Below are 23,875 nucleotides of genomic sequence, written 5' to 3'. Positions count from 1 at the left end.
CGGCTTCTCGCAGCGGCTTCCCGCATCCATGGTTTCGCATTCTGGCCGAACCGCGTAAGGAACTGCGCTTAAGTTTTCAGCAAAAGGCGAGAGGCCATGGCCGATACGCTCGAATTTTCCATTGTCGTCCCCATGCATAATGAGGCTGGCAATGCCGCCGGTCTGGTCGATGAGATCGCTACCGCGCTCGATGGCCGCGCCTATGAGATGATCATGGTGGACGACGCCTCCAGCGATGATACGCGCGCTGTGCTGGCCGGTCTGAAGTCGCAATATCCGGCCCTGCGCGTGCTCAGCCACCGCGCCAATGCAGGCCAGAGCCGCGCTATCCGTACAGGTGTCCGCGCCGCACGCGGCCGGGTGATCGGCACGCTCGACGGCGACGGCCAGAATGACCCGGCTGACTTGCCGGACCTTTATCGGTCACTCACCCGCGCGGATGCGCCCGCCGACCTCGTCATGGTGATGGGCCGCCGCGCCAGCCGCAAGGACACCGCCTGGAAGCGCTTCGGGTCAAAATTCGCCAATGCAATCCGCCGGCGTATGTTGCGAGATGACTGCGACGATAGCGGTTGTGGTATCAAGGTCATCAAGCGCGATGCGTATCTCTCGCTTCCCTATTTCGACCATATGCACCGCTACATGCCAGCGCTTGTAAAGGCCGAAGGCTATGCCGCCGAATTCATGGATGTGAACCACAGGCCGCGCGGCGCGGGCACGTCCAATTACACCAATTTCGGACGCCTCTGGGCCGCGCTGTCCGATCTGAGGGGCGTGACCTGGCTGATCCGGCGTCGCCGCAATCCGGGGGGTGCGGACGAGCTTTAGGCGGTTGGGCTCCAGCGAGTGAAAGTCTGTCAGTTCGCCTCATCCGAGATTCCGCTTAACAGCCAGCACCTGCCGGGTTAGTCAGGCACGGTTAATGTGGCGCGTGGACACTTGCCTGCGCAGCCTGAAAAAGGGGGTGTCCTATGCGCGCACTGTTCAGTTTCTTTCCTCTCCTGATCATTCCGGTCGCGATCTACAATCTGATCGCGCTTACCTATTCCGGGACGACGGTAAACTATGATGCGGTGAGCAATGCCTCGCCCCTGCTTGAGCTTCTTTCCGGCTCGCTTGTGACCTTCCCGATGATTTCTGGCGTCAACTGGTCCATCACTAATGGCGAAATGCTCGTCTTCGTCGCAATCACGCTGCTTTTCGTGGAGATCGTGAAGTCGACCAGTACGGGCACCTCATCAATTCTCAACCACGCCGTATCGATGATCCTCTTCATCGTCTGCCTGGTGGAATTCCTGCTCATGCCGAATTTCGCGACCTCGACCTTCTTCATCATCATGAGCATGACGCTTCTCGATGTACTGGCCGGTGTCATTGTCACGATCGTCTCAGCGCGCCGCGACTTCGGCGTTGGCGAAGGCTTTGCCTGATCAGCGTGCCAAGCGACAAAATTCATGCAGGTTGAACGGGGCAGATGAAAAATCTGCCCCGTTTGCGCTTCACACGGATGAAAACACGTCTAGTGTCGCACACCGTTGAGATAGAGGGAGCCGGAGGGGCTTATGGACGCGATTTTTGGACCGGTCGAAACGGTCAGTAACTTTATCTGGGGCGGAAACTGGGGAGATACACAAATCCTCCCGATGGGGCCGCTAGCGATCATCCTGCTGGGCACAGGCCTTTTCATGATGTTCCGCGTTGGCGCGCGTCCGCTTCGCCGTTTCTTTCCGGCGCTTGCAGAGGTCTGGCAGGGCCGCAAGGCGCAGGGCGAAGATGGTGCGATCACCCCATGGCAGGCCCTTTCGACGGCGCTGTCCGGTCAGGTCGGCACGGGTAACCTCGCAGGCGTTGCAACCGCCATCACACTTGGCGGTCCGGGCGCAATTTTCTGGATGTGGATCACCGCCATCTTCGGCATGGCGCTGGCTTTCTCGGAAAGCTCGCTTGCCGTCAAATACCGCGAAACCGATGAGTATGGCCGCATCAATGGCGGGCCCATGTACTACATCAAGAACGGCCTTGGTAAGAAATGGGCCTGGCTTGCGGTGATCTTCTGCCTTGGCACGCTGTTCTCGGCGATGGTTACCGGCTCGATGATCCAGGCAAACTCAATCACCGAGGCGGCCCTCGAAACGGGTTCTGCTGTGTTCGGTCTTTCCATCCCGACATGGCTGATCGGCCTGATCCTGGGCGCTCTGGTCTTTGCTGTGATCATTGGCGGCATCAAGTCGATCGGCAGCGTGGCAGGTAAAGTCGTGCCGGTCATGGCTGGCGCATATGTGTTCATCGCGCTCATCGTGCTGATCATCAATGCGCCGAAAGTGCCGGGTGCTTTTGCTGAAATCATCGGTTCGGCCTTCGGTCTGCGTGAGGCCGTTGGCGGGGCAACCGGCTATGCTGTTCTCGCGGCTATTCGGGCGGGTATCGCGCGCGGGCTTTTCTCCAACGAGGCGGGCCAGGGCTCTGCGCCGATCGCGCACGCTGCTGCAAAGACGAAGAACCCGGTCCAGCAGGGTGAGATCGCCATGATTGGTGTGTTCATCGACACGATCATCATCTGTACGATGACGGCGCTTGTTATTCTGACGGTGACGGGTGACTTCAAGAAGTCCGGCGCGCTTGTCGCGGCGAACCAGTGTATCGAGGCGGGCCAGACCCTGCCGGAAGGTGCATCGCTCGACACACTCTTCCCCAGTGCCTATGCCGATGGCCGCGCGGCGTTGATCGAGCAGAATGGTCCAGCAGCCGTCGCCTTCCTGGAGCAGTGCCAGGCGGCAGGTATCAACATCGACGAGGCCGCGCTTGCCGGGGCATCTGACGCCAGCGTCCTCATGGATGTCGATCATGCCTGGGAGACCGATGCGAACTCTGCAGCGATTACGACCCGCGCGTACGGGGCAGCCTTCCCGGGCGGTGAGTTTGTCGTGCCTGTCGCGCTCTTCTTCTTTGCTTTCACGACGATTATTGGCTGGTCCTATTATGGCGAGCAGGCCGTGACTTTCCTCCTTGGGGAGTGGGCGACCCATCCTTTCCGTTATGTCTGGATCATTGTTGTGTTTGCGGGGACGGTGCTGCCTGCTGGTGGTCTGTGGCTGCTTGGTGATGTCTCGAATGCGGCAATGGCTTTCCCGAACCTGATCGCGATCATTGCGCTTTCAGGGGTCGTGGTGGCGATGCACAAGATGAATGATGACCCTGATCACGGTCATCCGGTGATCGACAAGACAGAACCACCAAAGGAGTAAAACACCCCCGTTCTGACGGTGCAGCCACGGTGTAGTGGCGGTGCACTGGCGGTGTTTTTTGAAGACCTTTGAGGCGGGCGCCGGGAGACTGGCGCCCGTTTCTCTATTTAAGCGCCCTGTTAAGCATCGCGGCGGCAAAGTCTGCGCATGAGCGATGCTGCCCGCATAGATGCCTTCCTCGAAATGATGAGCGCCGAGCGTGGGGCCTCCCCCAATACGCTGGACGCCTATGGGCGCGATCTCCGCGATGCCTCGGACAGTATGCGCGGCAAGCTGACGCGAGCGGACGCAAAAGATGTGTCCCACTACGTGTCCTCACTCGCGGCCCAAGGGCTGGCACCGCGCACGCAGGCGAGAAAGCTCTCTTCAATGCGCCGCTTTTTCCGTTTCCTGTTCGAGGAAGGCGACCGCAAGGATGACCCGACCTCAAAACAGGAAGGCCCGAAGGCGGGGCGTGATATTCCGGATGTTCTAAGCCGCGAGGAGGTCGAGCGCCTCATCAATGCGTGCGGTGAGGATGTCAGGATGCGCTGCCTGCTGGAGCTGCTTTACGGGGCGGGCCTGCGTGTCAGCGAACTGGTCAGCTTGAAGCTTGGCAATCTGCCACGCCGGAAAGGCGGGAGTTGGGAAACGCGCGATATCATCGTGCGCGGCAAGGGCGGCAAGGACCGGCTCTGCCCGCTCGGCGGACCGGCGCTAAAGGCGATTTCAGACTGGCTGGAGGTTCGCGAGGACAGCCTGCCCACCAAGACACTGAAAGCTAACGGTGCGTCTGCCTACCTGTTTCCGTCGCGTGGCAAGGAGGGGCACCTGACGCGCCGCCGCCTTGGCCAGATGCTGGACGCATTGGCGATAGAGGCGGGCATCAAACCATCGAAAGTGCACCCGCACGCCTTGCGCCATGCCTATGCGACGCATCTGCTACAGGGCGGCGCGGATCTCAGATCCGTTCAGACCCTTCTTGGCCATGCCGATATTTCGACCACGGAAATCTATACCCACGTCCTGACCGATGAGCTTGCCGAATTGCTGGAAACGGCACATCCGCTAGCTCGATAAGAGTTATGCAGGCGCTTGCCGCGCGCAGTTGCTGCTCCACCTTTCGCACCAGCATTAAAGCTTCGCTGCAATGAAAGGACCCACCCCCATGACCAGATCCGCTACCTTCGCCCTGACCGCTATCGGTCTCGCCCTCGCCGCACCTGTCGCGGTGGCAGAACCAGTCGCCTATGAGTTCGACAAGGATCACACGACGATCGTTGCGAGCTGGGACCATCTTGGCTTCTCGCGGCAGGGTATCGAGTTTACCGACTATGACGGCAATCTGATGCTGGACATGGAAACGCCCGAAAATTCTTCCATCGAGGTGACGTTCAATCTCGCCGACGGTGGCTTCTGGGTTGGCACGCCAGGCGTTGACAGCTTCGAAAATCACCTCTCTTCGGGTGACCTGCTCGACGTTGAAGCTTTCCCGACGGCGACCTTCACCGCGACGTCGTTTGAAACCGAAGACGGCAAAACCGGTACGATGACGGGTGAGCTGACGCTGAAGGGCGAGACCCGCCCGGTCACGCTGGATGTTACACTGAACAAGGCTGGAGAGATGCGCGGCACGACCAAGGCTGGCTTTTCCGCGACAGGCACAATGATGCGGTCCGAATGGGGCATCGACTATGCCGTTCCGGGCGTCTCGGATGAGCTTCAGCTGATGATCGAGACGGAGCTCGTCATGGTTGCAGACGAGGCCAGCGAATAGACTGCATTAAATTTGCGAGAGCAGCTTCCGCAGGGCCGGGCGCGCGATTATTTATGGTCGCGCGCCCGAACTTTTTTTGGACGCCTGGTTTGTCTGGAGCTTCCCTATGGCCGCATACTTTCGCGCCGCAGTCGCTGGCATTTTCATGTTCGAGATTTCGGCGGCTTTCCTCATGGGCCTGTCCGCGCTCATCCTGTTCGCGCTTCACATCACGGGCGCGATCTTCTGGGGTGTTGAGGCGATGACGGCTGTCGGCGCCCTCTATCTGAGCAGCCTCTTCTTCCGTAGCGCCCTCAAATATGAGCGCCAGTCCGAGACGATCGACCTGCGCCGCGGTTAAGGTCGAACGGCAAGTTATGGCTGGCCGTCAGTCGACCGCCGTGACTGCGCCTTCACTCGCCAGTCTTTCTTCAATGCCCGATTCAGACGCCGACCAGTGGTCGAACGTCCCTTCACCGCGCGCGCCTCTCTCCCATGCGAGAGCGGCAACGCGGCCCATGCCGGTAAAGCCGGTTGTGAGCGCGGGGCGGGGCAGGGGACGGGCATAAGCCTCATCTGGCGTTACAATCGTCCAGCCTGCACCGCGTAATCCCTTAATAGCGGCTGGCAGAAAGCTCGCGGCGGCGTCATTCTCATGCAGAAGAAGCGTGTGCACTGGCTGGTTATCGAGCCAGGTTTCCGCAAGTGAAGCGGCGTGCTCTGCGGCTTCGACGATCATCGCGACATAGACATCTGACAGGGCGGCCTCATCGACACTGGCGTCTTCCGCGACGGCCTGCCGCCACTGTCGGTCGAGGTGCCAGTCATATGTATCGACTGTGACGTAACCGTCACCTAGCCCGCGTGCGTCCAGGCCATCCCAGACAGACTGACGCTTGTCGCTGTCGCGCCGGCCCTGATCCAGAAATGGATAGCGGAACCGCAGGCGCCGGTTTTCCAGCCCCTCAAGGTGTGCTTCGGCGCGGTCGATATCAGACAGGAAATCGTCCGCCTCCACCTGATAGAGCCAGGGGTGGGAGTGTGTGTGGTTCGCGATTAGGTGGCCAGCATCTGCATAGCGCTCGACGCGGGCCTTGCCGTCTTCAAGCTCTTCGAACCCATCGGTCGTGACGAAGAAGATGGCCTGCACGCCAGCGGCATTCAGGCCCTCGATCAATGCCCCGGCCCTGTCCCAGTTGCCTTTCGCACCCGGTCCGAGCGGAGCATCATCGATGGTGATGGCAATTCGCCGCTCGGTATCCGGCACGGAGGATGCAGCTTCCTGCGCGGTGGAGGCCGCGCTGGCGAGCCAGGCGAGCGCGACAGTGAGCCAGATGTAACGGAGCATCCTGGTTTCCTTTAAGCGCCGAGAGAAAAGGGCGAAGCCCAACGGATTGGACTAGGTCTGAGAGTTTCAGTCAAACGCCATTGACCTTGTGCCCGGTGACGGGTGCATTGGTGCCAGACAGATATGAGGACAGGCTTCATGAGATTCCCTTCCATCCTTTTCGGCCTCGTCTTTCTGGCGGCGGGCTGCGGCGATGATGCTGGTGAGACAGCGCCGCCGCCCGCACCACCTGCGCCGGAGGAAAGCCCCGCGCGTGTCGACACAACCGGCGAAACGGCCAGCGTCTCGATCGAAGATTTCGAGCCGCTGCTGGGCGATGGTTGGACCGGGGAGCTGGTCTATGCCGATCCGAACGCGGAGAGTGGACAGGGCTCGGTTGAGGCGGAGCTGGAGGTCAGCCGCGAAGGTCGCACGTTGACGCTCGACTTTTCGTTCCCGGGCTCGCCGCAGGGCGATGGAAGCGCGCCCCTGGAGATTTCCGAGGACGGCGACTGGATCAATGATGAGATGGTGCTCAGGCGCGAACAGAGCGGCGACTTGCTGACCTTGCTGACCCGTCAGGAATGCATTGAGGGGCGCTATATTGCCACCTGCGAATACCTTTACGACATTTCCGAAACAGAATTTTCCATCGCCAAGGCCTATCGCCTCGCCGGTGAGGAGGAGAAGCGTTTCGGGCACCAGTACAGCTTTCAGCGGGATGCGGCTGGCTAGAACATTTGAAAGCGGGCGTTGAGCGCCTGCGCACTTTACCGGATTGGGGAATAAATGCGTACGATTATTGGCCTGATGGGCGCAGGCGCACTTGTGGCCTGCACGCAGATGCCATGGCGCGAGGCTGCGCCTGAACTGCCAGCTGTGCAGCCCGGCGACCTCGCCATGCTTGAAGGAAGCTGGGCGGGCAGCCTGACCTATCGGGACTACAGCCCACCGCATGAGGATGTGAGCGTTCCTGCGACGCTGGAGGTCGACAAGCTGGACGAAGGAATGCGGTTGGAGCTGAAATATCCAGACGAGCCATCCGCCTACGATAGGTCCATGCTGATCGCATCCGATGAAGGACGGACATTGAACAGCGAGACCGTAATGTCGCGCACGCAGAGAGACGGTGAAGTGATGATCGTGACCGCGTCGGACTGCGAGGATGACGGGCGCCCCGCCCAGTGCGAGGTGACCTATACGCTTTCGCCCAAGGTCTTCGAAATGACCAAGATGGTGGCGCTGGAAAGCGGTGACGCGCCTTTCAGGCGAAACGCCTATGCCTTCGTGCGAACGGCTAAACCCGACTGAAAAACGCTGCAGAACCAGCGCAATCTGGCGGGCTGAATTGACGATCAGTCAGCGAGGGATATGTTGCGCTGCAACAGGAGGATGAGGATGAGCCAGAAAACACCGCGTAATTTCTTCAAGCCGCTCGCCATCGGTGCACCGGACCCGATGCGGGAGTTGCCGATCCGTCTTGAGCGGATGATCCATTTCGTGCCGCCGCATCTCGATAAGGTTCGCGCCAAGGTGCCGCAAATGGCCGACCAGGCCGATGTCGTGCTCGCCAATCTCGAGGATGCCATTCCAGCGGACGCCAAGGATGCAGCCCGCGACGGCGCCATCGAAATGGGCAAGATGATCGACTGGCAGGCCAAGGGCACGGGCTTCTGGAGCCGGGTCAATCCGCTGAACTCGCCATGGTTTCAGGAAGACGTTTCGCGCCTCGTCCTGGAGGCCGGTGAGCAGCTCGACGTGATCATGTTGCCCAAGGTGGAAGGGCCGTGGGATATCCATTTCGCCGACCAGTACGTGGCCCAGCTTGAGGCCAAAGCAGGCTTGAAACGCCCGATCCTTTTCCATGCAATTCTCGAGACCGCGCAGGGCATGGCGCTGGTCGAGGAGATCGCGCTCGCGTCTCCGCGTATGCAGGGCATTTCGCTTGGGCCGGCGGACCTTGCCGCCGACCGCAAGATGAAGACCACCCGCGTCGGCGGCGGCCACCCCTATTACCGGGTTGTGGACGATCCGAATGAAGACGGCTCCAAGCGCGAAAGCGCGCAGCAGGACCCGTGGCACTATACGATTGCGCGCATGGTGGATGCCTGCCGCTTGGCCGGGATCAATGCGTTCTATGGTCCGTTCGGCGACATTGCTGATAGCGAGGCGTGTGAACAGCAGTTCCGCAACGCCTTCCTGCTGGGCTGTTCGGGCACGTGGAGCCTGCATCCGAGCCAGATCGAAATCGCCAAGCGCGTGTTCAGCCCGGCACCCGATGAAGTGAAATTTGCGCGCCGGATTCTCGAAGCCATGCCGGACGGCACGGGCGTCGCGATGCTGGACGGGAAGATGCAGGATGACGCGACCTGGAAACAGGCCAAGGTCATCTCTGACCTGGCTGATCTGGTGTCGGAGAAGGACCCGGAATTGGCCAAAGCCTACGCAGCGGACTAGGGTAAGGGGTGTATCCAAGAGCAATCAAGGAGACCACCCTTTGACCCACTTCAGAAAAATCATCGCCTTTACAACAGCTTCTGCCGCGCTCGCGGGCACGGCAGCTGCGCAGATGGACTATCATGGCTTCGACAAGGAAACGGTCGACGCCCTGAATGCGCGCATCCTGGAACCGCTGAAGAGCGAGGAGCTAGAAGTCCTCGCGCCGCATCGCGGCATCGAGGCGTGCGGCGGCACGTCCAGCGTTGATATGCTCGTGCCTGAAGGATGGGACGCGCGCGCTGCAGGGGCCAATCCGGTTGGAGGTGACGTCGCAATGCCTTATCCTACCACGGCGCTCGCCCCTGACTTTCCACCGCTTTACTCTACGCTCGGTGTCGAGGGCGCCTGTGAAACCATCTTCAGTGTAGATGCAGACGGCAAGACGGAAGATATCCTCGCAATGTGTACCTTACCCAAATTTGCGCTCGCGGCGACGAATGCCCTGAAGGCGCTGGAGTTCGAGCCTGCGGACGGGAAGGACACTGCCAAAACGGAAGACATCCTTTTGCCAATGAATTTCTGCCTGGATGAGTCTTCGAACGATTAGGCGCTTTCCACAGGGGCCGGTGTTCTCACCGGCTCCGGACATTTTTCCACTCTAGCCGAAAGAACATTGAGCCGATGCGATTCTTCCATCCCCTGCCGGGTGCCCTGTTGCTTGCGGGACTAGCTGCCTGCGCCGTTGATCCCTATGCGCCTGCGCCAATCGACCAACGCGGCGTGAATGCGCCGGTCGGACAGGAAATGGGCGTCCAGCCCGGACAGATCGCGGCCTGCGGTCATGCGGGGGCGCCGGTTGCAGACCTGCGCTATCCCGATGGCTGGCAGGCGCGGCTCTCGCAGGGGCCGACCATGAGTTCGGGCGGTGGCGGCGATGAGCTTCTTGGCGGTGTGTCTGAGCCGGATGCTGTGGTTGGCACGGATGTCCTGCCAATTGTGCCGCCGCAACCGGTCTATCCGGCTAGTGCGCTTGATGCGGGTCAGGAAGGGCGCTGCGAGATCCTTATGGATGTGAGCCCGGCAGGGGCGCCGCAAAATATTCTGACAGCGTGCTCTGCGCCCCAGTTCAACGCACCGACGTATCAGGCAGCGACGGGTCTTCGGTTCGATCCGCCGCGCGAGGGCGGGCGCTCCGTGCGGCTGGTCAATGTCGTCTATCCGATCTCATATTGCATGGATCAGTAGAGGCAGCGCGGATCATCGGCTGCCCGGGAGCAAAACATGAAAACCTCCGTGGTGGCCGTTCTGGCGTCGCTATTCCTGTCTGCCGGGGCCGCCGATGCGCAGCAGCGCGAAGTCTGGCAGACCGAGATCGGGACGGTGGTCTATGACCATGAGACCGCGCGCGGTGAGGCGGTTCTGACCTTTCCGATCGCAAACAGCGAGCAGCGCGGGGTGGCCTTCATCCCGCAGCTGGCTGGGAACCGCACAAACCGCGGCGTCTTCTATGGCCTCTGGGTTGAGCCGGACGGATCAGGCGCGCCGGCCTGTGATTTCGCGATCACCGACCCTGAGACGAATACACCCCGCCAGACCTGGGGGCGCATCCAGATGACCTTTGTCGATCCGGTTGTTCCTTCAAGCTGGGTCTTGCGCCGGGGCTATTGTTTCGACGACTATTCGGAATTCCTGATCGGAAGACCGGTTGGGAGCCAGTAGACAGGACATAACAGGGGGCGTGCATGGTCGCGACGACGGGGTATTCAGAGAATTTGCAGCGCTGGATGGACTATTTCCACGGGGCTCATGATGCCGGGGCGCTGGACGCGATCCTCCATGATGATGTCGTGTTCCAGAGCCCGATCGTCCACACGCCCCAGCGCGGCAAGCCGATCACCATGATGTATCTCGGCGCCGCAGGTGAGACGCTTGGCAATGACAGCTTTCGCTATGTCCGCATCTTCGATTGCGGCGACAAGGCGGTGCTGGAGTTCGAGACCGAGATGGACGGCGTGCACGTCAACGGGATCGACATGATCGCGTGGGATGAGGCGGGCCTCATCACTGACTTCAAGGTCATGGTGCGTCCATTGAAGGCGATCGAGGCGGTTCATGCGTCGATGAAGGCCATGCTGGAGCGCATGAAAGGTCAGCGCGCATGAGCGGACGGCCTGTGCCGGTCATCCTGACTGAGCGGCTCAAACTGCGCGCGCATGAGGCGTCCGATTTCGACGCGCTGGCGGCCCATTGGAGCCATCCGGAAACGATCCGCTTCATTGGCGGTACGGCGCGTTCGAAGCATGATGTCTGGAACCGGAATGTCCTTCGCAATCGCGGGTTATGGGAAGTGCTGGGCTATGGCTACTGGCTGATTGAGGAGCGCAAGGGCGGGGCGTTTGTGGGCGAAGTTGGGTTCGCCGACTTTCACCGCGACACTGAGCCAGGCTTCTGGGGTGTGCCAGAATGTGGCTGGGTCATCTCCCCTGACCGGTTCGGGCAGGGCTATGCGAGCGAGGCCGTCAAAGCCATTCATGACTGGCTGGATAATGAGACCGAACACGTCACCTGCTGCTGTATCATCGACGCTGAAAACGCCCCTTCGATCCGGATTGCGGAGAAAGTTGGCTATGCCCAGAAGGGGACAGTGCGCTTCAATGAGGAGGATGTGATGTATTTTGAGCGTGCCAAGGGCGGACGGAGCGCCTAGGAATCGCCCAAAAGCAGCACTAGGTTCATCATTATGCCAACGACCTATCTCGATTTTGAAAAGCCGATCGCAGAGCTCGAGACAAAGATTGCCGAGCTGGAAGCAGTCTCCCAGCAGGGCGAAGGCCCGTCGATTTCCGATGAGTTGAAGAAGCTCAAGGACAAGGCTGCCAAGCAGCTGAAGGATACGTATTCCTCGCTGACGCCGTGGCGCAAGACGCAGGTTGCCCGCCACCCGGAGCGACCGCATTTCAGCGATTATATCGAGCAGCTTTTTGACGACTTCCAGGAGCTGGCTGGCGACCGTGTGTTCGGCAATGACGAGGCGGTCATCGGCGGCCTAGCGACCTTCCGGGGCCAGAGCGTCGTCATCATGGGCCATGAAAAGGGCCGCAACACTGAAAGCCGCCTGCGGCACAATTTCGGCATGGCGCACCCAGAAGGCTACCGCAAGGCAGTGCGCCTCATGGATCTGGCCGACAAGTTCAAGCTGCCGGTTCTCTCATTCGTCGATACGGCAGGCGCTTTCCCTGGCAAGGCCGGCGAAGAGCGCGGACAGGCCGAAGCGATCGCACGCTCGACCGAACGCTGCCTCACGCTGACGGTGCCGATGGTGTCCCTGATTATCGGTGAAGGCGGGTCTGGCGGCGCGATCGCCATTGCAGCGGCAAACCGCGTCCTCATGATGGAGCATTCCATCTATTCTGTGATCTCTCCGGAAGGCTGCGCGTCGATCCTTTACCGCGACTCTGCCAAAGCGCGCGATGCGGCTGAGGCGATGAAGATCACGTCTGAGGACCTTCTGAAGCTGAAAGTCGTCGATGATGTCGTGAAGGAGCCGATGGGCGGCGCCCACCGCGATCCGCAGCGCGCGATCAGCCAGGCCGGCAAGGCCATCGAAAAGGCACTCAGCGAACTGGCAGGCCTGTCGCCCGTCGAGCTTAAACGCCAGCGCCGTGATCGTTTTTATGCGATTGGACGCGAAGGTCTGAACTAGGCTTCCTTATCCAAGTCCACGAAAGGCAGGCCACGTCCTCGCCCCTATGGGAGAAAAGTCCGGGACGGCCCGGCGCTTTTCTGATGAGGTCATGCCATGGCGTGGTTCATTCTTTTCGTGGCCGGACTGCTTGAGGTTGTCTGGGCCTATTTCATGAAACAGTCGGCCGGTTTCACCCGGCTCTGGCCGAGCGTCATCACGCTGACGGCGATGATTGGCAGCTTTGCGCTCCTCTCTTGGTCCATGCGCGTCCTGCCGCTTGGCACAGCCTATACCGTCTGGACCGGAATCGGCGCGGTCGGCGCGTTCCTGCTGGGCATCATCTTTCTGGGCGAGAGCATCAGCCCCATGCGCATCGCCGCAGCGGTGCTGATCCTGTCAGGACTTGTGCTGATGCGCCTGTCGGCGGCGAGCTAGGCCGGCCTACCAGCGGGCGTCGTGCCCTATGGTGAAGCCGTCGCGCCTGAATCCGAATGCGCCTTCACCCGACCAGTTCTTCCCATCCGGGAACTGGACGGGCACGCCGTCCAGAAGGTCAGGGTCGAAGAGGCGCATGTTGACGCCGACCATATCGTAGACCTTGTGGGTATCCTTGAAGGCGTGAGTGCGGACCCAGTGCGTTGTCGCCCCGCAGGATTTGCAGGAATGAACGTCTACGGCGGCGAGCGTCTTGTCGCTGCGCGCATATCCAACGGTCTCGCCGTCGGTCGTCACCGCTTCAGGCTTGAAATAGCCCCAGGCGCTGCCCGTCTTGCGGCAGAGGCTGCAATTGCAGTCGAAGATGAAGTCGGGTTTTGCGTCGATGGTCACACTGACCGAGCCACAGAGGCAGTTGGCTGTCATGGTATTCTATCCTGATTGAAGTCTGCCTGAAGGAGGCCGGCCTAGTCTTCCTCGCACGTATCGCAGCTTTCGACCGCGGGGTCATGCTGCAAACGTTCAAGATCGATGCGGTCCCCGCAATAGAGGCAATGTCCAAACTGCCCGCGCTCAAGACGCTTCAAGGCGGCCTCTACGCGCTGAAGCTCGCGGTTTCGGTCGATGCTGGTTGCGCCAATGATCTGGGTTTCGCCCATATCGGTATCGGCGCTGTGAGGCGTTGTTGCACGTCCCAATCCCTGACCCATACGAGGCTTCATGGATTGAGCCTGCGCGCTGTTTTAAGTCTTGGCAAGGGCTAGCCAGGAAAGCACGGTATGGTTTATCGATAGTCGAGAAGTTTTAGCCTTCCCGGAGGGATTATGGGGCCTGCGCCACTCGAACTGGACGCCGTGACGAAACGCTTTGGCAGTTTTACGGCGGTCCGCGATCTGACCATGAGTGTGCCCAAGGGCAGCATTGTCGGCTTTCTTGGCCCGAACGGGGCAGGCAAGTCGACCAGCCTGCGTATGGCGCTTGGCGTGTTGAGCCCTGATAAGGGGAAGGTCAGTCTTTTTGGCGCCCAGCCAAATATTGAAAGCCTGCGCCATGTCGGCTTCCTTCCCGAAGAGCGGGGCCTCTACAAGAAGATGACGGCGCGCGCGACGATTTCCTATTTCGCACGGCTGAAGGGCATGAGTGCAGGCGAGAGCCGCAAGCGTGCCGATGAGTTGCTCGAGCGTATGGGTCTTGGCGACTTTGCGCGGTCGCGCGTGTCGAAGCTCTCCAAAGGTATGTCCCAGAAGGTGCAGATCCTGTCATCGCTGGCCCATCAGCCGGATTTCCTTATCCTTGATGAACCGTTTTCCGGCCTCGACCCAGTCAACCAGCAGGGGCTGGAAGACATGATCATCGAGGAGCATAAACGGGGCGCCACGATCCTGTTCTCGACCCATGTGATGGAGCACGCCGAGCGTCTCTGCGACTCCATTGTTATGATGGCGCGAGGCCGCAAGGTTTTTGACGGTACGCTGGACGAGGCGTTCGGGGCGCTTGGCCGCGCCGTTCTGATTGGCGTGTCTGCCGGGTTCGACCTTGATGCCGCGCTGAAGCCAAAGGGTTTTGAGATCAATGAGCGCAGCGGTGATATCTGGCGGGTGAAACTGCCCGCCGGTGTCGATGCGCAGGACGCCTTACGTGCTGCAATCGATGCGGGTGCGCCGATTACGAGTTTCAGGCCGGAAGAGGCGCGTTTGCGCGATGTCTTTGTGTCGCTGGTTTCCGAAGCTGAAGCTGAAGACCTGCGCCAGTCGCTTGCTGCCGACACTGCGAGGAAAGTCGCATGATCCGTTCCATCTATCTCGTCGCCCGGCGCGACTATCTTGGCTATGTGCAGGCCTGGGGCTTCTGGCTTGGCCTGCTGCTGACGCCGCTATTGCTGGCGGTGGCGATCATGGCGCCGACCTGGGCAGAGAACTCGCAGCCAACGCGCTATTACGCCGTCATCGAGAGCGGCACTTCCTTCTCAACGGTGCTCAATTCCGAGCTGAACGAAAACCGTGTCGAGATGGCGAGACTGTCGCTTGATCCAGCCAGCGTGATGGGGGGCGCCGAACCTAATGAGGCGCTGGTTGCCTTCGATGAGGCGCTCCAAAGCGGTGCATCTATCGAAGAGGCGCTGGACCGGGCGGGGGCGCCTGCTTTCGAACTGCCTCAGGCAGGGTTCGTGCAGGTCCCGGCGCCCGCCACCACGCAGGAAGCGATTACACCCTATTTGTTGGGCGACCAGCTGATTGATACGCCCGAAGGGCCGATGCCTCTCTTTGCGGCGATCTTTGTGCCCGACGGTGATGGCGAAATCGAATACTGGAGCGAGAATGTCACCGCTGACACGCTGCTGCGGCGGGCGAAGTCGACCGAAAGGACGCTGGCCGAGCGGCGCATTTTCGAGAGGGCGGGCGTTGACCCGACACTTTTGAGCCGTGCCGGTCAGGAAACCCGGCCCGTGACCGAAAGGCGTGCGCGCCCGGCTTCTGCTGAAGGCGGCTCACAAGTGACCATGGCGGACCGTGCGCCTTTCTATGCGTCGGTGCTTATGGCCTTCATGCTCTGGTTCCTGATCTTCTCTGTTGTGAACTATCTGCTGATGGGCACGATCGAGGAGCGGTCGAACAAGATTTTCGACAGCCTTCTCACTTCGGTAAAGCTGCCTCACATGCTGGCGGGCAAGCTGCTCGCCGTGCTGGCAGTCGCATTGACGCTGATGGGGGTCTGGGCGATTGGCACGACGATCCTCGCGACGGCACTCGGGGACATGATCGACCCGGGCATTCGCGGGCCAATCTTCACGGTGCTTGGCTCTGTCGGGGATATCCAGCTTCTGCTGCCGGCACTGCTCAGCTTCGTGCTTGGCTATCTGATGTATGGCGCAGTCTTTCTCGCGCTCGGCTCTCTTTGTGACACGATCCAGGAAGCGCAAACGCTGATGACGCCGCTGATCGTGATGCTGATGGTGCCGATGTTCATGATCACTGTGGCGATTTCGGATCCGGAATCGCCGCTGATTGCCGTGATGAGCTGGGTGCCGTTCTTCACGCCATTCCTTCTCATCCTGCGTATCCCGACCGTGCTGCCGCTGTGGGAAATCACCGGCCTGCTCGTCCTGATGATTGCCGCGTCACTTCTGGTGCTGTGGCTGGCCTCGCGCGTTTACCGCGCAGGCGCGGTGCATGGCGCGGGTGTTGGCGATGTCGGCAAATGGTTCGGTAAGCTGGTGCCAGGGAAGAAGTCGAAGGCCTAGTGGAAGCACCTTGCTGCTTCATCCTTCGACGGGCTCAGGATGAGGTATAGTATGCTGCATCCTATCAAATGACCTCACCCTGAGCCCGTCGAAGGGCGAGGTCGTTCGCGCTGTGTCCTGGCGGCCGCGCAGTGTCAGACATGAAAAAGCCCCTCCGGCCAGGGCCGAAGGGGCTGATTTCACGCCAGATAGGCGGTCTGGTTCTAGGCCAGACCCTCGCGCTGGGCGCGCTTACGAGCAAGTTTGCGAGCGCGGCGCACAGCTTCTGCTTTCTGGCGAGCCTTCTTTTCGGAAGGCTTTTCGAAATGCGTGCGGGATTTCATTTCCCGGAAGAGGCCTTCACGCTGCATTTTCTTTTTCAGCGCGCGAAGGGCTTGTTCGACATTGTTGTCGCGGACGACGATCTGTACGATGTTCAAATCTCCATTTGTTTTCCCAGCCGGTAGAGCCAACTGAGACATAGTCTGGCGTGATCAGATACTTGTGAAGGCGCGCCTATAACACCAATTTTTGAGCTTGCCTACTCCCGGAGCCAGCAATGACAGCACAACGCCCGTCGATACGACTACAGGATAAGTGGCTCGATACGCTGCTTCCGCATGTGGTTGACATGGGGTGGACGGATCGAGCCGTTACCCTAGCAGCGCGCGAGGCCGGATTAAGTTCCGAAGAAACTGCACTGGCGGCCCCTAACGGTGTCAGCGACCTGCTTGAGCGCTTCTTCGACCGGGCCGAGGAGGACATGCAGGCAGCGCTGGAGGCCGAGGACCTCTCGGTGCTTCGCACGCATGAGAAAGTGGCAGCCGGGATCAGGGCCTGGCTGGGCGCGCTGGAGCCGCACCGCGAGGCCGTGAAGCGGGCCTCTGCGCGCGGCGTTCTGCCATGGAACGCGCCAGACGCCGCCAAGCGGACGTGGAAGACAGCCGATGCGATCTGGACGGCGGCGGGTGACACGGCGACGGACTATAACCGTGAAACCAAGCGCGGCCTGCTATCGGCCGTCCTTCCACCTATCGTGCTCTACTGGCAGAATGAGCCTGACGAGGCGGACCTCGACGCTTTTATAGAAAAGCGTCTCGAGAATGCGATGACCTTCGGCAAGTGGGGCTCAAAGATCGCGAAGCCGGGTCTTGAGCTGCTGGACAGGTTGCGCGGGCGGGGAGACGCCGGGTAAGAGGGCCCGAAACGTCCCAATCAGACCACTGGATCGAAGGCATGTTCGACCTTTTTCTCGCGCCCGCAATCGCAGGCGGCGGCGCCCCGGCCATTGTAAGCCTCGAAACTGAAGAGCTGCCACGCGCTGTTCACCGGATGATATCCGCCGCGATGAATACGCATGACCCCGCCCAGCTGGAGGCGGTGACGGCCGCTGCGAAGATGGCCTATCCGCAGCATGCCCAGAAAATCGATGCGATTGTGGAAGACCTGAAACTGCCTGTGGAGCCACTGCGAATTCAGCCAGTCGTCGTGCCAGCGCCGCAGCCAGCAAGGTTTGAGCGGGTAGACTATTGGGAAGACCGCAATGGTGAGATCTCGCTGAGTGCCGCTGAAACCAAAGGCAATACCGATACGCTATTCCTTGGGCTGCAGGGCAAGCTGAACCTGAAACGTCGCTCCCAGATCCACCGCCTTGAAACGTATGCGAACATGGCAGAGGCCAATGGGGTCGACAGCCAGAACAATTGGGGCGCATCCTACCAGCTCGATACGCTCTGGACCGATGCCTATTTCGGCTATGTGCGCGGCTCGTTTGCGCGTGATGATTTTGCCGGGTTCAAAACCGACGCATTCGCTGGCGTCGGGGCGGGCGCGTACCTGATACAGGGCGCGGCCATGACGCTGCGCAGTGAGTTCGGTCCGGGTTACCGGTTTCTCGATATCGCGAAGAAGGACGGCACGGTCGGCTCCATCGGTCTCTATGGCGCAGCAGAGTTCGACTGGCTCATCGATGAGGACTGGACGCTGGAGCTGGATACGAAGGTCAACTTTTCGGGGCCGACGTCTACGGTCCACCCTACGCTGCGCATGAATACCGATGTCTCAGACCATGTGCAGGCGGGGCTTTCCTATGATGTGCGCTATGAATCCAATCCGCCCCTGAAAAGCGAGAGCCTCGACAGGATCCTGCGCTTCAATGTGAAGTACAAATACTAGACAGGACCGGGCAGACTGGCGGCGCGCTGGCATGAGGTTGTCATGCCTCTGGCGGGTCGCTGGCGGCCCGGTGGCGTGGCCTGACGGTGCGAGTTTGGGCTTTCTTCCGGTTCAGCTTAAACACAGCCAACCGAAAGGAATGAGGTCATGCAATTCAGGGCCGATGCAGAGAAAATAAAGCGCTGGCGCGAGGAACGTCACTGGTCGCAGGAGCACCTGGCAGAGCTTGCCGGGATCGGTCTTCGCACTGTCCAGCGCATCGAAAAGGGCGAGCAGGCCTCTGGTGAGTCGATCAAGGCAGTGGCGGCTGCTTTCAACGTCGATGCCATGACGCTGACGGTGGATGCGAAGTCCGAAGCCGCGGAGGCGGCTGTCCGAACCCACGCAGAGGGACTTGCGGCGCTCAAGCTCTCCTTCTGGATTCACCTGGGAAGCTGGGGACTGGGCATGCTGATCTTCCTTGCGATCGGGGTCACCCAGCAGAACCTGTTTGTCATGGCCGTCCCGGCGATGTGGTGGACTGTCGGTCTAGCGGGACATGCCCTCGCCGTCATGATCGTCGCACTTGCCGGCCACTATGAGAGACAGCGGGGCCCGGCTTAGCGAAAAGCCGCTCCGGACCCAGCGCGAGGGGCCGCTAAGCGCGCCCAGTCCGCCTGACGGCATGGCCCATCTTGCGGCCGGGTTTGGCGTCGCGCTTGCCGTAGAGGGTGAGGATTGTGCCCTCGGCAAAGCTTTGCGGAGGGGCGAGGGCTTCTTCGCCGAGCAGGTTTTCCATCTCGACATCAAAGTGACGGGTCACGGGGGCAAGTGGCCAGCCGGCGACCGCGCGGATGTGCTGTTCGAACTGGCCAGTCGCGCAGGCTTCGGGGGTCCAGTGACCTGAATTGTGAACGCGCGGGGCCATTTCATTGGCGAGTAGCGTGCCGTCTTCCAGAACGAAAAGCTCCAGCGCGAGGACGCCGATGTGGCCCGTTTCTGTCGCAAGGGCCTCGGCCAGTTTACGGGCGCGGGCGACAACGTCACCCGGCAGGCCACAAGGCACGGTCGATCGTTTGAGAATTCCGTTCTCATGGTCGTTCTTGCCGGGTTCGAAGGCTGTCATTGACCCATCGGCGGCGCGCGCAATAACGACCGAAATTTCCCGCTCGAACGGGACAAGCGCTTCAAGAATGGCAGGCGCTTCGCGGATTTCCCGGTAAGCGGCAGCAAGGTCGTCACCTGACTTCACGCGGACCTGACCTTTGCCATCGTAGCCGTCGCGGCGGGTCTTCAGGAGGCCGTCGCCGCCGAGCGTCTCAAGTGCGGTCTTCAGCTGTTCAACACTATCGACCGGTTCGAAGGCGCCCGTCTCGATACCTATGGCGTTGAGGAACTGTTTTTCGGCCAGTCGGTCCTGTGAGACTTCGAGCGATTTGACGCCGGGCCGGACGATCGCGCCCTTCGAAACGAGGTATGCGACCGATGCGACGGGGATATTCTCAAACTCGTAGGTGATGACATCGCAACTCTGGGCAAAATCGCTGAGCGCGGTTTCATCGTCATAGTCTGCGTCCCAGTGGCCGGCCGCGACGCGTGCGGCGGGCGGGCTGTCGCCGGGGCAGAAGATATTCACATCGAAGCCAAGCTTGGCGGCGGCGCTCGCCAACATGCGGCCGAGCTGGCCGCCGCCAAGGATGCCGATTACTGATCCAGCTGGAAGCGGGCTCATTCCTCTGGCGCCTCGCCGACACTGTCGGTCTGTGCCTTGCGATAGGCGTCGAGCCTGGCGGCAACGTCGCTATCATTCAATGCAATGATGGATGCCGCGAGAAGAGCGGCATTGACGGCGCCCGCTTCGCCAATCGCCAGCGTACCCACCGGAACGCCTTTTGGCATCTGGACGATGGAAAGAAGGCTATCCATGCCTTTCAGGGCGCGTGATTTTACCGGGACACCCAGAACGGGAAGTGGTGTCATTGCGGCGGTCATGCCGGGCAGATGAGCCGCGCCGCCTGCGCCTGCGATAATCACTTTCAGGCCGCGATCACGTGCGCTTTTTGCGTATTCCGACAGACGGTCAGGCGTGCGGTGAGCCGAGACGATACGGGCCTCGTGGGCGACACCCAATTGCTCGAGCGTATCGCAGGCAAGCTTCATGACAGGCCAGTCTGACTGGCTGCCCATGATTACGCCGACGCTTGGTTGGGATGCAGTCATTGTCTGGCGCCCCTCTTTCAGGAAGCGGCAGAACATAGAGGTCGGCCCTCTGGCGTCAAGACGTGCTGTTCTGCTGGCCGCAAGGCCCGTTACATCCTATAATTGGCGGATGGACAGACCAGGTGAGCAACTTGCCCAAAGCGGCAAGATCAGACGTGCAGCGACGCCAGCGGAAAAAATGCTGGACGCGCTGGACCTGCCTTTGACTTCCGGCGACCTTAAAGTAGACGCGGGGCTTCGCGCACTGGCTGAGGAAGTCTTGTACCTCAGGGGGCAGGAAGCGCGCCTCCACCGTGCCTTGTCATTCTCCGAGGCGCTTGCTGATCGCGACGCGCTCTGTCCGGTCTTCAATCGCCGAGCCTTTGTGCGCGAGATCTCGCGCGAAATGGCGCTCTCCCGTCGGCACGGAAGCTCGCTCTGTCTTCTTTATATAGATCTTGATCGCTTCAAGCTGGTGAATGATCGCTTCGGCCATGCGACGGGCGACAAGGCGCTGAAATCTGTCTGCAAGCTCATCAACTCCAACATCCGCGAAACAGATATTGTCGGCAGGCTGGGCGGCGATGAGTTCGGCGTGATCCTGTCTCATGCGCTGCGTAGCGACGGAGAGGCAAAGACCACTGAACTTACCAAGCTGATCAGCGATATGGTCATTACTGCCCCGGACGGGAGAACGGGGGAACCTGTGTCGCTTGGAGCGTCCTGCGGGATCGTCCAGTGGGATGGCCGGGTGAGCGCCGATGCCCTTATCGCAGCAGCGGATGAAGCGATGTACCGCTCAAAAACCGAACGCCGCCGGACACCGAAATGAAATCCTCTTCATGCCGACGATTTTTCGTTGAATCCACGTGACCGACCTTTTCTGATGTGATTTACTGTGACCTCAAAAGCACAGTTTTCTCATCAGCAAGAAAGGAGCATGATACATGTCACTACAAGGACGTATCTCCGAACTCTCTAGTCGCCATCAGCGTCTTGATGAGGAGATTGAGCAGGAGCAGAAGAGACCCGCCGCGGATGAAGCCCGGCTTCACGATCTCAAACGCCGTAAGCTCAAGATCAAGGAAGAGCTTCACCACCTCAAACCGAACTAGTCTGGCAGTTTGGCGTTACCTGATCCGGTGGGGCGCTTCCTGCCGGATCAGGAGCCCAGATGGACCAGCCAGTTACCCTTATTCTCGGACTCGGCCAGATGACTGGCGAGGCTGTAGCCCGGCGTTTCGCTGATGAAGGCCATGCCGTTGTGGCCTGTGACCAGAGTCAGAAGCGGGTCGAGAAGTTCGCCGATAGCCTGCGCGACAGGGCGATCGTCCATCAGGAAGACCTCGATACCCAAATCGGGGTGAAGAATGCGCTGGCCGCCGCACTGGAAGCCTACGGTCAGGTCGATCACATCGTCGCTGTTCCGCCGATTCCGCCCAAGACGGCTTTCACCGAACTCAATGTGGCGGATTTCGAGAAGGCGCACACCAAAGCGCTACGTACCTCGATCCTCATCCTGAAAATGTTTGAACGCCATGTCGCCAAACGCGTCGATGAGGCGGGTGAAACACTCGGCCGCAAGAAGCAGCTTGGTTCGGTCACATTCGTGCTTTCGCTATCTGCCCAGCAAGTGAGTGAGGGGGATTTTGCCGACGCGGTCATGCAGCATGCGATATTGGGTGTCGTGAGGGCAGGCGCCGTAGATCTGGCATCCAAAGGTATCCGGGTGAACGCGATCTGCGCCCTGCGTCCACGTGCCGAGAGTGAAGACCCATCACTGCGCAAACGTACACCGCTTGGCCGCGCCAGTCTTGCCGACGAGATTGCAGAGGCCGCGCTGTATCTCTCTTCGCCGAAATCGGCGATCATTACAGGCGAAACGCTGGTCATGGATGGCGGTCGCTCGCGCCTCAGCGGTATTATCGACGACTTTGAAGACTAGGCGCGCCTTTCAGCGTACCAAGGAAAAAAAAAGCCCCGCAGGCCTGACGGTCTGCGGGGCTTTTAGTTTCGGGGAGGGTGTAAAGGCTTATTTTTTCGGGTGCAGTATGACCGGCATCCAAGTGTAACCCTTTACGAAGGAATGGGCATTGCGCTCTGGCTCTTCCAGGACTTCGATATGCTCGAAGCGTTCCAGAAGCTCTTCCCAGAGAATGCGCAGCTGCAGCTCTGCCAGGCGGTTGCCGACGCAGCGGTGAATGCCGAAGCCGAAAGAGATGTGGTTGCGGGCCTGCTTGCGGTCGATGATGAGGCGGTATGGGTCTTCGTCCCAGAAACGCTCATCGCGGTTGGCCGAAACATACCACATGGCGACCTGTTCGCCCTTCTTGATCGTCTTGCCACGCAGTTCGACATCCTCAAGCGCGGTGCGGCGCATATAGGCAAGCGGCGTCTGCCAGCGGATCACTTCCGACACCATGTTCGGGATGAGCGATGGGTCCGCTTTCAGTTTATCGAACTGGTCTGGCCACTTGTTGAGGGCGTGAACCGATGCCGTCATCGAGTTACGGGTCGTGTCATTGCCGCCAACGATGAGCAGGATCACGTTGCCGAGCAGCTCCATCGGCGTCATGTTCTTGGTCTTCTCGCCGTGTGCGAGAAGGCTCATCAGGTCATTCTTGACCGGCTTGGACTGACGGTCCTGATAGATGCCCATGAACGTAGTCAGACACTCCATGAGTTCCTGCTTCCACTGGTCAAGGCCGCCGGGACAGATGTCCGGATTGTGCGGGTTCGTCGCCACGTCAGACCAATGGGTCAGCTTGCGGCGATCCTCGAACGGGAAGTCGAACAGGGTTGCGAGCATCATGGTAGTGAGCTCGATCGAGACGGTGTCGACCCAGTCGAACGGCTCATTGACTGGGAGGGAGTCGAGCAGGCCCTGTGTCCGCGAGCGGATCAGCGGCTCGAATTCCTTGAGCATGTTCGGGGCGACCGCTGGCTGCACGGTCTTGCGCTGTTCGGAATGGCGCGGCTCATCCATGGCGATGAACATCGGCAGTTCGAAATCATCGAAAGGCGCGCCAAGCGTGATGCCGCCATATTCCCAGGACGATGAGAAGCGCTTGTGGTCGATATCAACGTCGCGGACATCGTCATAGAGCGTAACGGACCAGTACGGGCCAGCAAAGCTGTCCGGCGTGTAGTGAACCGGATCATTGTCGCGCATCCACTTGAAGAAGTCCCAATGGGCGTCGCGGCGCCAGAGCTCCGGGTCGAGGATGTCGAACGTTTTCATGTCGACATCTTCAGGTGACGGGATCGGGGCGTCACGGTCGAGATGGAATTCCATCAGTTTTTCGCGGCCCGTCGTCTTTGGGCGCTCTACATTGTGGGGGATCTTTGTTGCGGTATCAGCCATGTCTTTGCCTCCTGATCTCCCGGTGTTCCGGTGAGTTTTCTTGAACCTCACCAAAGGTAACACAGAGAGAAT

At 60.2% G+C, this 23,875-nt stretch carries 31 protein-coding genes; 24 read left to right on the top strand and 7 right to left on the bottom strand.

The features are described 5' to 3' along the window. The first annotated feature begins 96 nt into the window (after positions 1-96). The 6 genes from O4G74_RS01790 to O4G74_RS01765 all read left to right on the top strand — a co-directional run bounded on the left by O4G74_RS01790 (position 97) and on the right by O4G74_RS01765 (position 5,341). Positions 97-828, top strand: a complete 732-nt coding sequence (locus tag O4G74_RS01790) for a glycosyltransferase family 2 protein (protein WP_269400953.1) — start codon at positions 97-99, stop codon at positions 826-828. A 143-nt stretch (positions 829-971) separates the two neighbouring features. Further along, positions 972-1,430, top strand: coding sequence for a hypothetical protein (locus O4G74_RS01785; RefSeq protein ID WP_119379506.1), 459 nt, complete (start codon positions 972-974; stop codon positions 1,428-1,430). Positions 1,431-1,562: 132 nt separating this feature from the next. Further along, positions 1,563-3,245: an alanine/glycine:cation symporter family protein gene (locus O4G74_RS01780; protein ID WP_269400952.1), complete on the top strand. Its 1,683-nt coding sequence runs from the start codon at positions 1,563-1,565 to the stop codon at positions 3,243-3,245. A 147-nt stretch (positions 3,246-3,392) separates the two neighbouring features. After that, positions 3,393-4,304, top strand: coding sequence for a site-specific tyrosine recombinase XerD (locus O4G74_RS01775; RefSeq protein ID WP_269400951.1), 912 nt, complete (start codon positions 3,393-3,395; stop codon positions 4,302-4,304). Between the two features lie 88 nt (positions 4,305-4,392). Then, complete coding sequence (locus tag O4G74_RS01770) at positions 4,393-5,001, top strand: YceI family protein (RefSeq protein WP_269400950.1); 609 nt, start codon at positions 4,393-4,395, stop codon at positions 4,999-5,001. Positions 5,002-5,107: 106 nt separating this feature from the next. Continuing rightward, positions 5,108-5,341 carry a hypothetical protein gene (locus tag O4G74_RS01765; protein ID WP_269400949.1) on the top strand — a complete coding sequence of 78 codons (234 nt, stop codon included), beginning with the start codon at positions 5,108-5,110 and terminating at the stop codon, positions 5,339-5,341. A gap of 27 nt (positions 5,342-5,368) precedes the next feature. Here the strand turns inward: O4G74_RS01765 and O4G74_RS01760 are convergent, their stop codons facing one another. Further along, on the bottom strand, positions 5,369-6,328 hold the full coding sequence (locus O4G74_RS01760) for a polysaccharide deacetylase family protein (RefSeq protein ID WP_269400948.1): 960 nt from the start codon (positions 6,326-6,328) through the stop codon (positions 5,369-5,371). Between the two features lie 138 nt (positions 6,329-6,466). Here O4G74_RS01760 and O4G74_RS01755 point away from each other — a divergent pair, with 138 nt between their 5' ends. From O4G74_RS01755 to sugE, 10 genes are all read left to right on the top strand, one after another. Further along, positions 6,467-7,042 (top strand): hypothetical protein, encoded by a 576-nt coding sequence (locus tag O4G74_RS01755; RefSeq protein WP_269400947.1) that lies wholly within the window; start codon positions 6,467-6,469, stop codon positions 7,040-7,042. A gap of 54 nt (positions 7,043-7,096) precedes the next feature. Beyond that, positions 7,097-7,618 (top strand): hypothetical protein, encoded by a 522-nt coding sequence (locus O4G74_RS01750; protein ID WP_269400946.1) that lies wholly within the window; start codon positions 7,097-7,099, stop codon positions 7,616-7,618. An 87-nt stretch (positions 7,619-7,705) separates the two neighbouring features. Further along, the gene (locus tag O4G74_RS01745) at positions 7,706-8,764 is read left to right on the top strand and encodes an HpcH/HpaI aldolase/citrate lyase family protein (RefSeq protein ID WP_269400945.1); all 1,059 of its coding nucleotides are present in this window, start codon (positions 7,706-7,708) and stop codon (positions 8,762-8,764) included. Between the two features lie 40 nt (positions 8,765-8,804). Then, positions 8,805-9,353, top strand: coding sequence for a hypothetical protein (locus tag O4G74_RS01740; protein WP_269400944.1), 549 nt, complete (start codon positions 8,805-8,807; stop codon positions 9,351-9,353). Positions 9,354-9,427: 74 nt separating this feature from the next. After that, positions 9,428-9,991 (top strand): energy transducer TonB, encoded by a 564-nt coding sequence (locus O4G74_RS01735; RefSeq protein ID WP_269400943.1) that lies wholly within the window; start codon positions 9,428-9,430, stop codon positions 9,989-9,991. 36 nt (positions 9,992-10,027) lie between these two features. Next, a complete protein-coding gene (locus tag O4G74_RS01730; RefSeq protein ID WP_269400942.1) occupies positions 10,028-10,465 on the top strand; it encodes a hypothetical protein in 438 nt (145 codons plus the stop codon). 23 nt (positions 10,466-10,488) lie between these two features. Then, positions 10,489-10,908: a nuclear transport factor 2 family protein gene (locus O4G74_RS01725; protein ID WP_269400941.1), complete on the top strand. Its 420-nt coding sequence runs from the start codon at positions 10,489-10,491 to the stop codon at positions 10,906-10,908. Further along, complete coding sequence (locus O4G74_RS01720; protein WP_269400940.1) at positions 10,905-11,453, top strand: GNAT family N-acetyltransferase; 549 nt, start codon at positions 10,905-10,907, stop codon at positions 11,451-11,453. Before O4G74_RS01725 ends, O4G74_RS01720 begins: the two co-directional genes overlap by 4 nt. Positions 11,454-11,486: 33 nt before the next feature. Next, positions 11,487-12,449: an acetyl-CoA carboxylase carboxyltransferase subunit alpha gene (locus O4G74_RS01715; RefSeq protein ID WP_269400939.1), complete on the top strand. Its 963-nt coding sequence runs from the start codon at positions 11,487-11,489 to the stop codon at positions 12,447-12,449. A gap of 96 nt (positions 12,450-12,545) precedes the next feature. Continuing rightward, a complete protein-coding gene (gene sugE, locus O4G74_RS01710; protein ID WP_269400938.1) occupies positions 12,546-12,866 on the top strand; it encodes a quaternary ammonium compound efflux SMR transporter SugE in 321 nt (106 codons plus the stop codon). A 6-nt stretch (positions 12,867-12,872) separates the two neighbouring features. On the opposite strand, the gene O4G74_RS01705 is transcribed toward sugE, so the two are convergent. Beyond that, positions 12,873-13,292, bottom strand: coding sequence for a GFA family protein (locus tag O4G74_RS01705; protein WP_269400937.1), 420 nt, complete (start codon positions 13,290-13,292; stop codon positions 12,873-12,875). Between the two features lie 41 nt (positions 13,293-13,333). After that, the gene (locus O4G74_RS01700; RefSeq protein ID WP_269400936.1) at positions 13,334-13,588 is read right to left on the bottom strand and encodes a TraR/DksA family transcriptional regulator; all 255 of its coding nucleotides are present in this window, start codon (positions 13,586-13,588) and stop codon (positions 13,334-13,336) included. A gap of 102 nt (positions 13,589-13,690) precedes the next feature. Here O4G74_RS01700 and O4G74_RS01695 point away from each other — a divergent pair, with 102 nt between their 5' ends. Both O4G74_RS01695 and O4G74_RS01690 read left to right on the top strand, forming a co-directional pair. Further along, complete coding sequence (locus O4G74_RS01695) at positions 13,691-14,653, top strand: ABC transporter ATP-binding protein (protein ID WP_269400935.1); 963 nt, start codon at positions 13,691-13,693, stop codon at positions 14,651-14,653. Next, positions 14,650-16,107 (top strand): ABC transporter permease, encoded by a 1,458-nt coding sequence (locus O4G74_RS01690; RefSeq protein WP_269400934.1) that lies wholly within the window; start codon positions 14,650-14,652, stop codon positions 16,105-16,107. The genes O4G74_RS01695 and O4G74_RS01690 overlap by 4 nt, the downstream gene beginning before the upstream one ends. A gap of 203 nt (positions 16,108-16,310) precedes the next feature. Here the strand turns inward: O4G74_RS01690 and rpsU are convergent, their stop codons facing one another. Further along, positions 16,311-16,568 (bottom strand): 30S ribosomal protein S21, encoded by a 258-nt coding sequence (gene rpsU / locus O4G74_RS01685; RefSeq protein ID WP_051076837.1) that lies wholly within the window; start codon positions 16,566-16,568, stop codon positions 16,311-16,313. A gap of 77 nt (positions 16,569-16,645) precedes the next feature. Between rpsU and O4G74_RS01680 the strand changes: the two genes are divergently transcribed. The 3 genes from O4G74_RS01680 to O4G74_RS01670 all read left to right on the top strand — a co-directional run bounded on the left by O4G74_RS01680 (position 16,646) and on the right by O4G74_RS01670 (position 18,864). After that, positions 16,646-17,281, top strand: coding sequence for a COQ9 family protein (locus tag O4G74_RS01680; RefSeq protein ID WP_269400933.1), 636 nt, complete (start codon positions 16,646-16,648; stop codon positions 17,279-17,281). A 41-nt stretch (positions 17,282-17,322) separates the two neighbouring features. Then, on the top strand, positions 17,323-18,261 hold the full coding sequence (locus O4G74_RS01675) for a DUF481 domain-containing protein (RefSeq protein WP_269400932.1): 939 nt from the start codon (positions 17,323-17,325) through the stop codon (positions 18,259-18,261). A 147-nt stretch (positions 18,262-18,408) separates the two neighbouring features. Beyond that, the gene (locus tag O4G74_RS01670; protein ID WP_269400931.1) at positions 18,409-18,864 is read left to right on the top strand and encodes a helix-turn-helix domain-containing protein; all 456 of its coding nucleotides are present in this window, start codon (positions 18,409-18,411) and stop codon (positions 18,862-18,864) included. Positions 18,865-18,898: 34 nt separating this feature from the next. On the opposite strand, the gene O4G74_RS01665 is transcribed toward O4G74_RS01670, so the two are convergent. Continuing rightward, positions 18,899-19,972: a 5-(carboxyamino)imidazole ribonucleotide synthase gene (locus O4G74_RS01665; protein WP_269400930.1), complete on the bottom strand. Its 1,074-nt coding sequence runs from the start codon at positions 19,970-19,972 to the stop codon at positions 18,899-18,901. Continuing rightward, positions 19,969-20,460, bottom strand: a complete 492-nt coding sequence (purE, locus tag O4G74_RS01660) for a 5-(carboxyamino)imidazole ribonucleotide mutase (RefSeq protein WP_269400929.1) — start codon at positions 20,458-20,460, stop codon at positions 19,969-19,971. Before purE ends, O4G74_RS01665 begins: the two co-directional genes overlap by 4 nt. 109 nt (positions 20,461-20,569) lie before the next feature. Here purE and O4G74_RS01655 point away from each other — a divergent pair, with 109 nt between their 5' ends. From O4G74_RS01655 to O4G74_RS01645, 3 genes are all read left to right on the top strand, one after another. Continuing rightward, positions 20,570-21,271 carry a GGDEF domain-containing protein gene (locus tag O4G74_RS01655; protein ID WP_269400928.1) on the top strand — a complete coding sequence of 234 codons (702 nt, stop codon included), beginning with the start codon at positions 20,570-20,572 and terminating at the stop codon, positions 21,269-21,271. A 115-nt stretch (positions 21,272-21,386) separates the two neighbouring features. Further along, positions 21,387-21,554, top strand: coding sequence for a YdcH family protein (locus O4G74_RS01650; protein ID WP_119379528.1), 168 nt, complete (start codon positions 21,387-21,389; stop codon positions 21,552-21,554). 59 nt (positions 21,555-21,613) lie between these two features. Continuing rightward, the gene (locus O4G74_RS01645; protein ID WP_269400927.1) at positions 21,614-22,384 is read left to right on the top strand and encodes an SDR family NAD(P)-dependent oxidoreductase; all 771 of its coding nucleotides are present in this window, start codon (positions 21,614-21,616) and stop codon (positions 22,382-22,384) included. Positions 22,385-22,471: 87 nt separating this feature from the next. Here O4G74_RS01645 and O4G74_RS01640 read toward each other — a convergent pair whose 3' ends face one another. Next, positions 22,472-23,803 carry a cytochrome P450 gene (locus O4G74_RS01640; RefSeq protein ID WP_269400926.1) on the bottom strand — a complete coding sequence of 444 codons (1,332 nt, stop codon included), beginning with the start codon at positions 23,801-23,803 and terminating at the stop codon, positions 22,472-22,474. Positions 23,804-23,875: the final 72 nt, after the last annotated feature.

It is taken from the genome of Henriciella marina, from assembly GCF_027213945.1.
GTDB lineage: Bacteria > Pseudomonadota > Alphaproteobacteria > Caulobacterales > Hyphomonadaceae > Henriciella > Henriciella marina_A.
The sequence above is the reverse complement of the archived record's forward strand: the minus strand, read 5'-3'. Positions and strand labels throughout refer to the sequence as shown.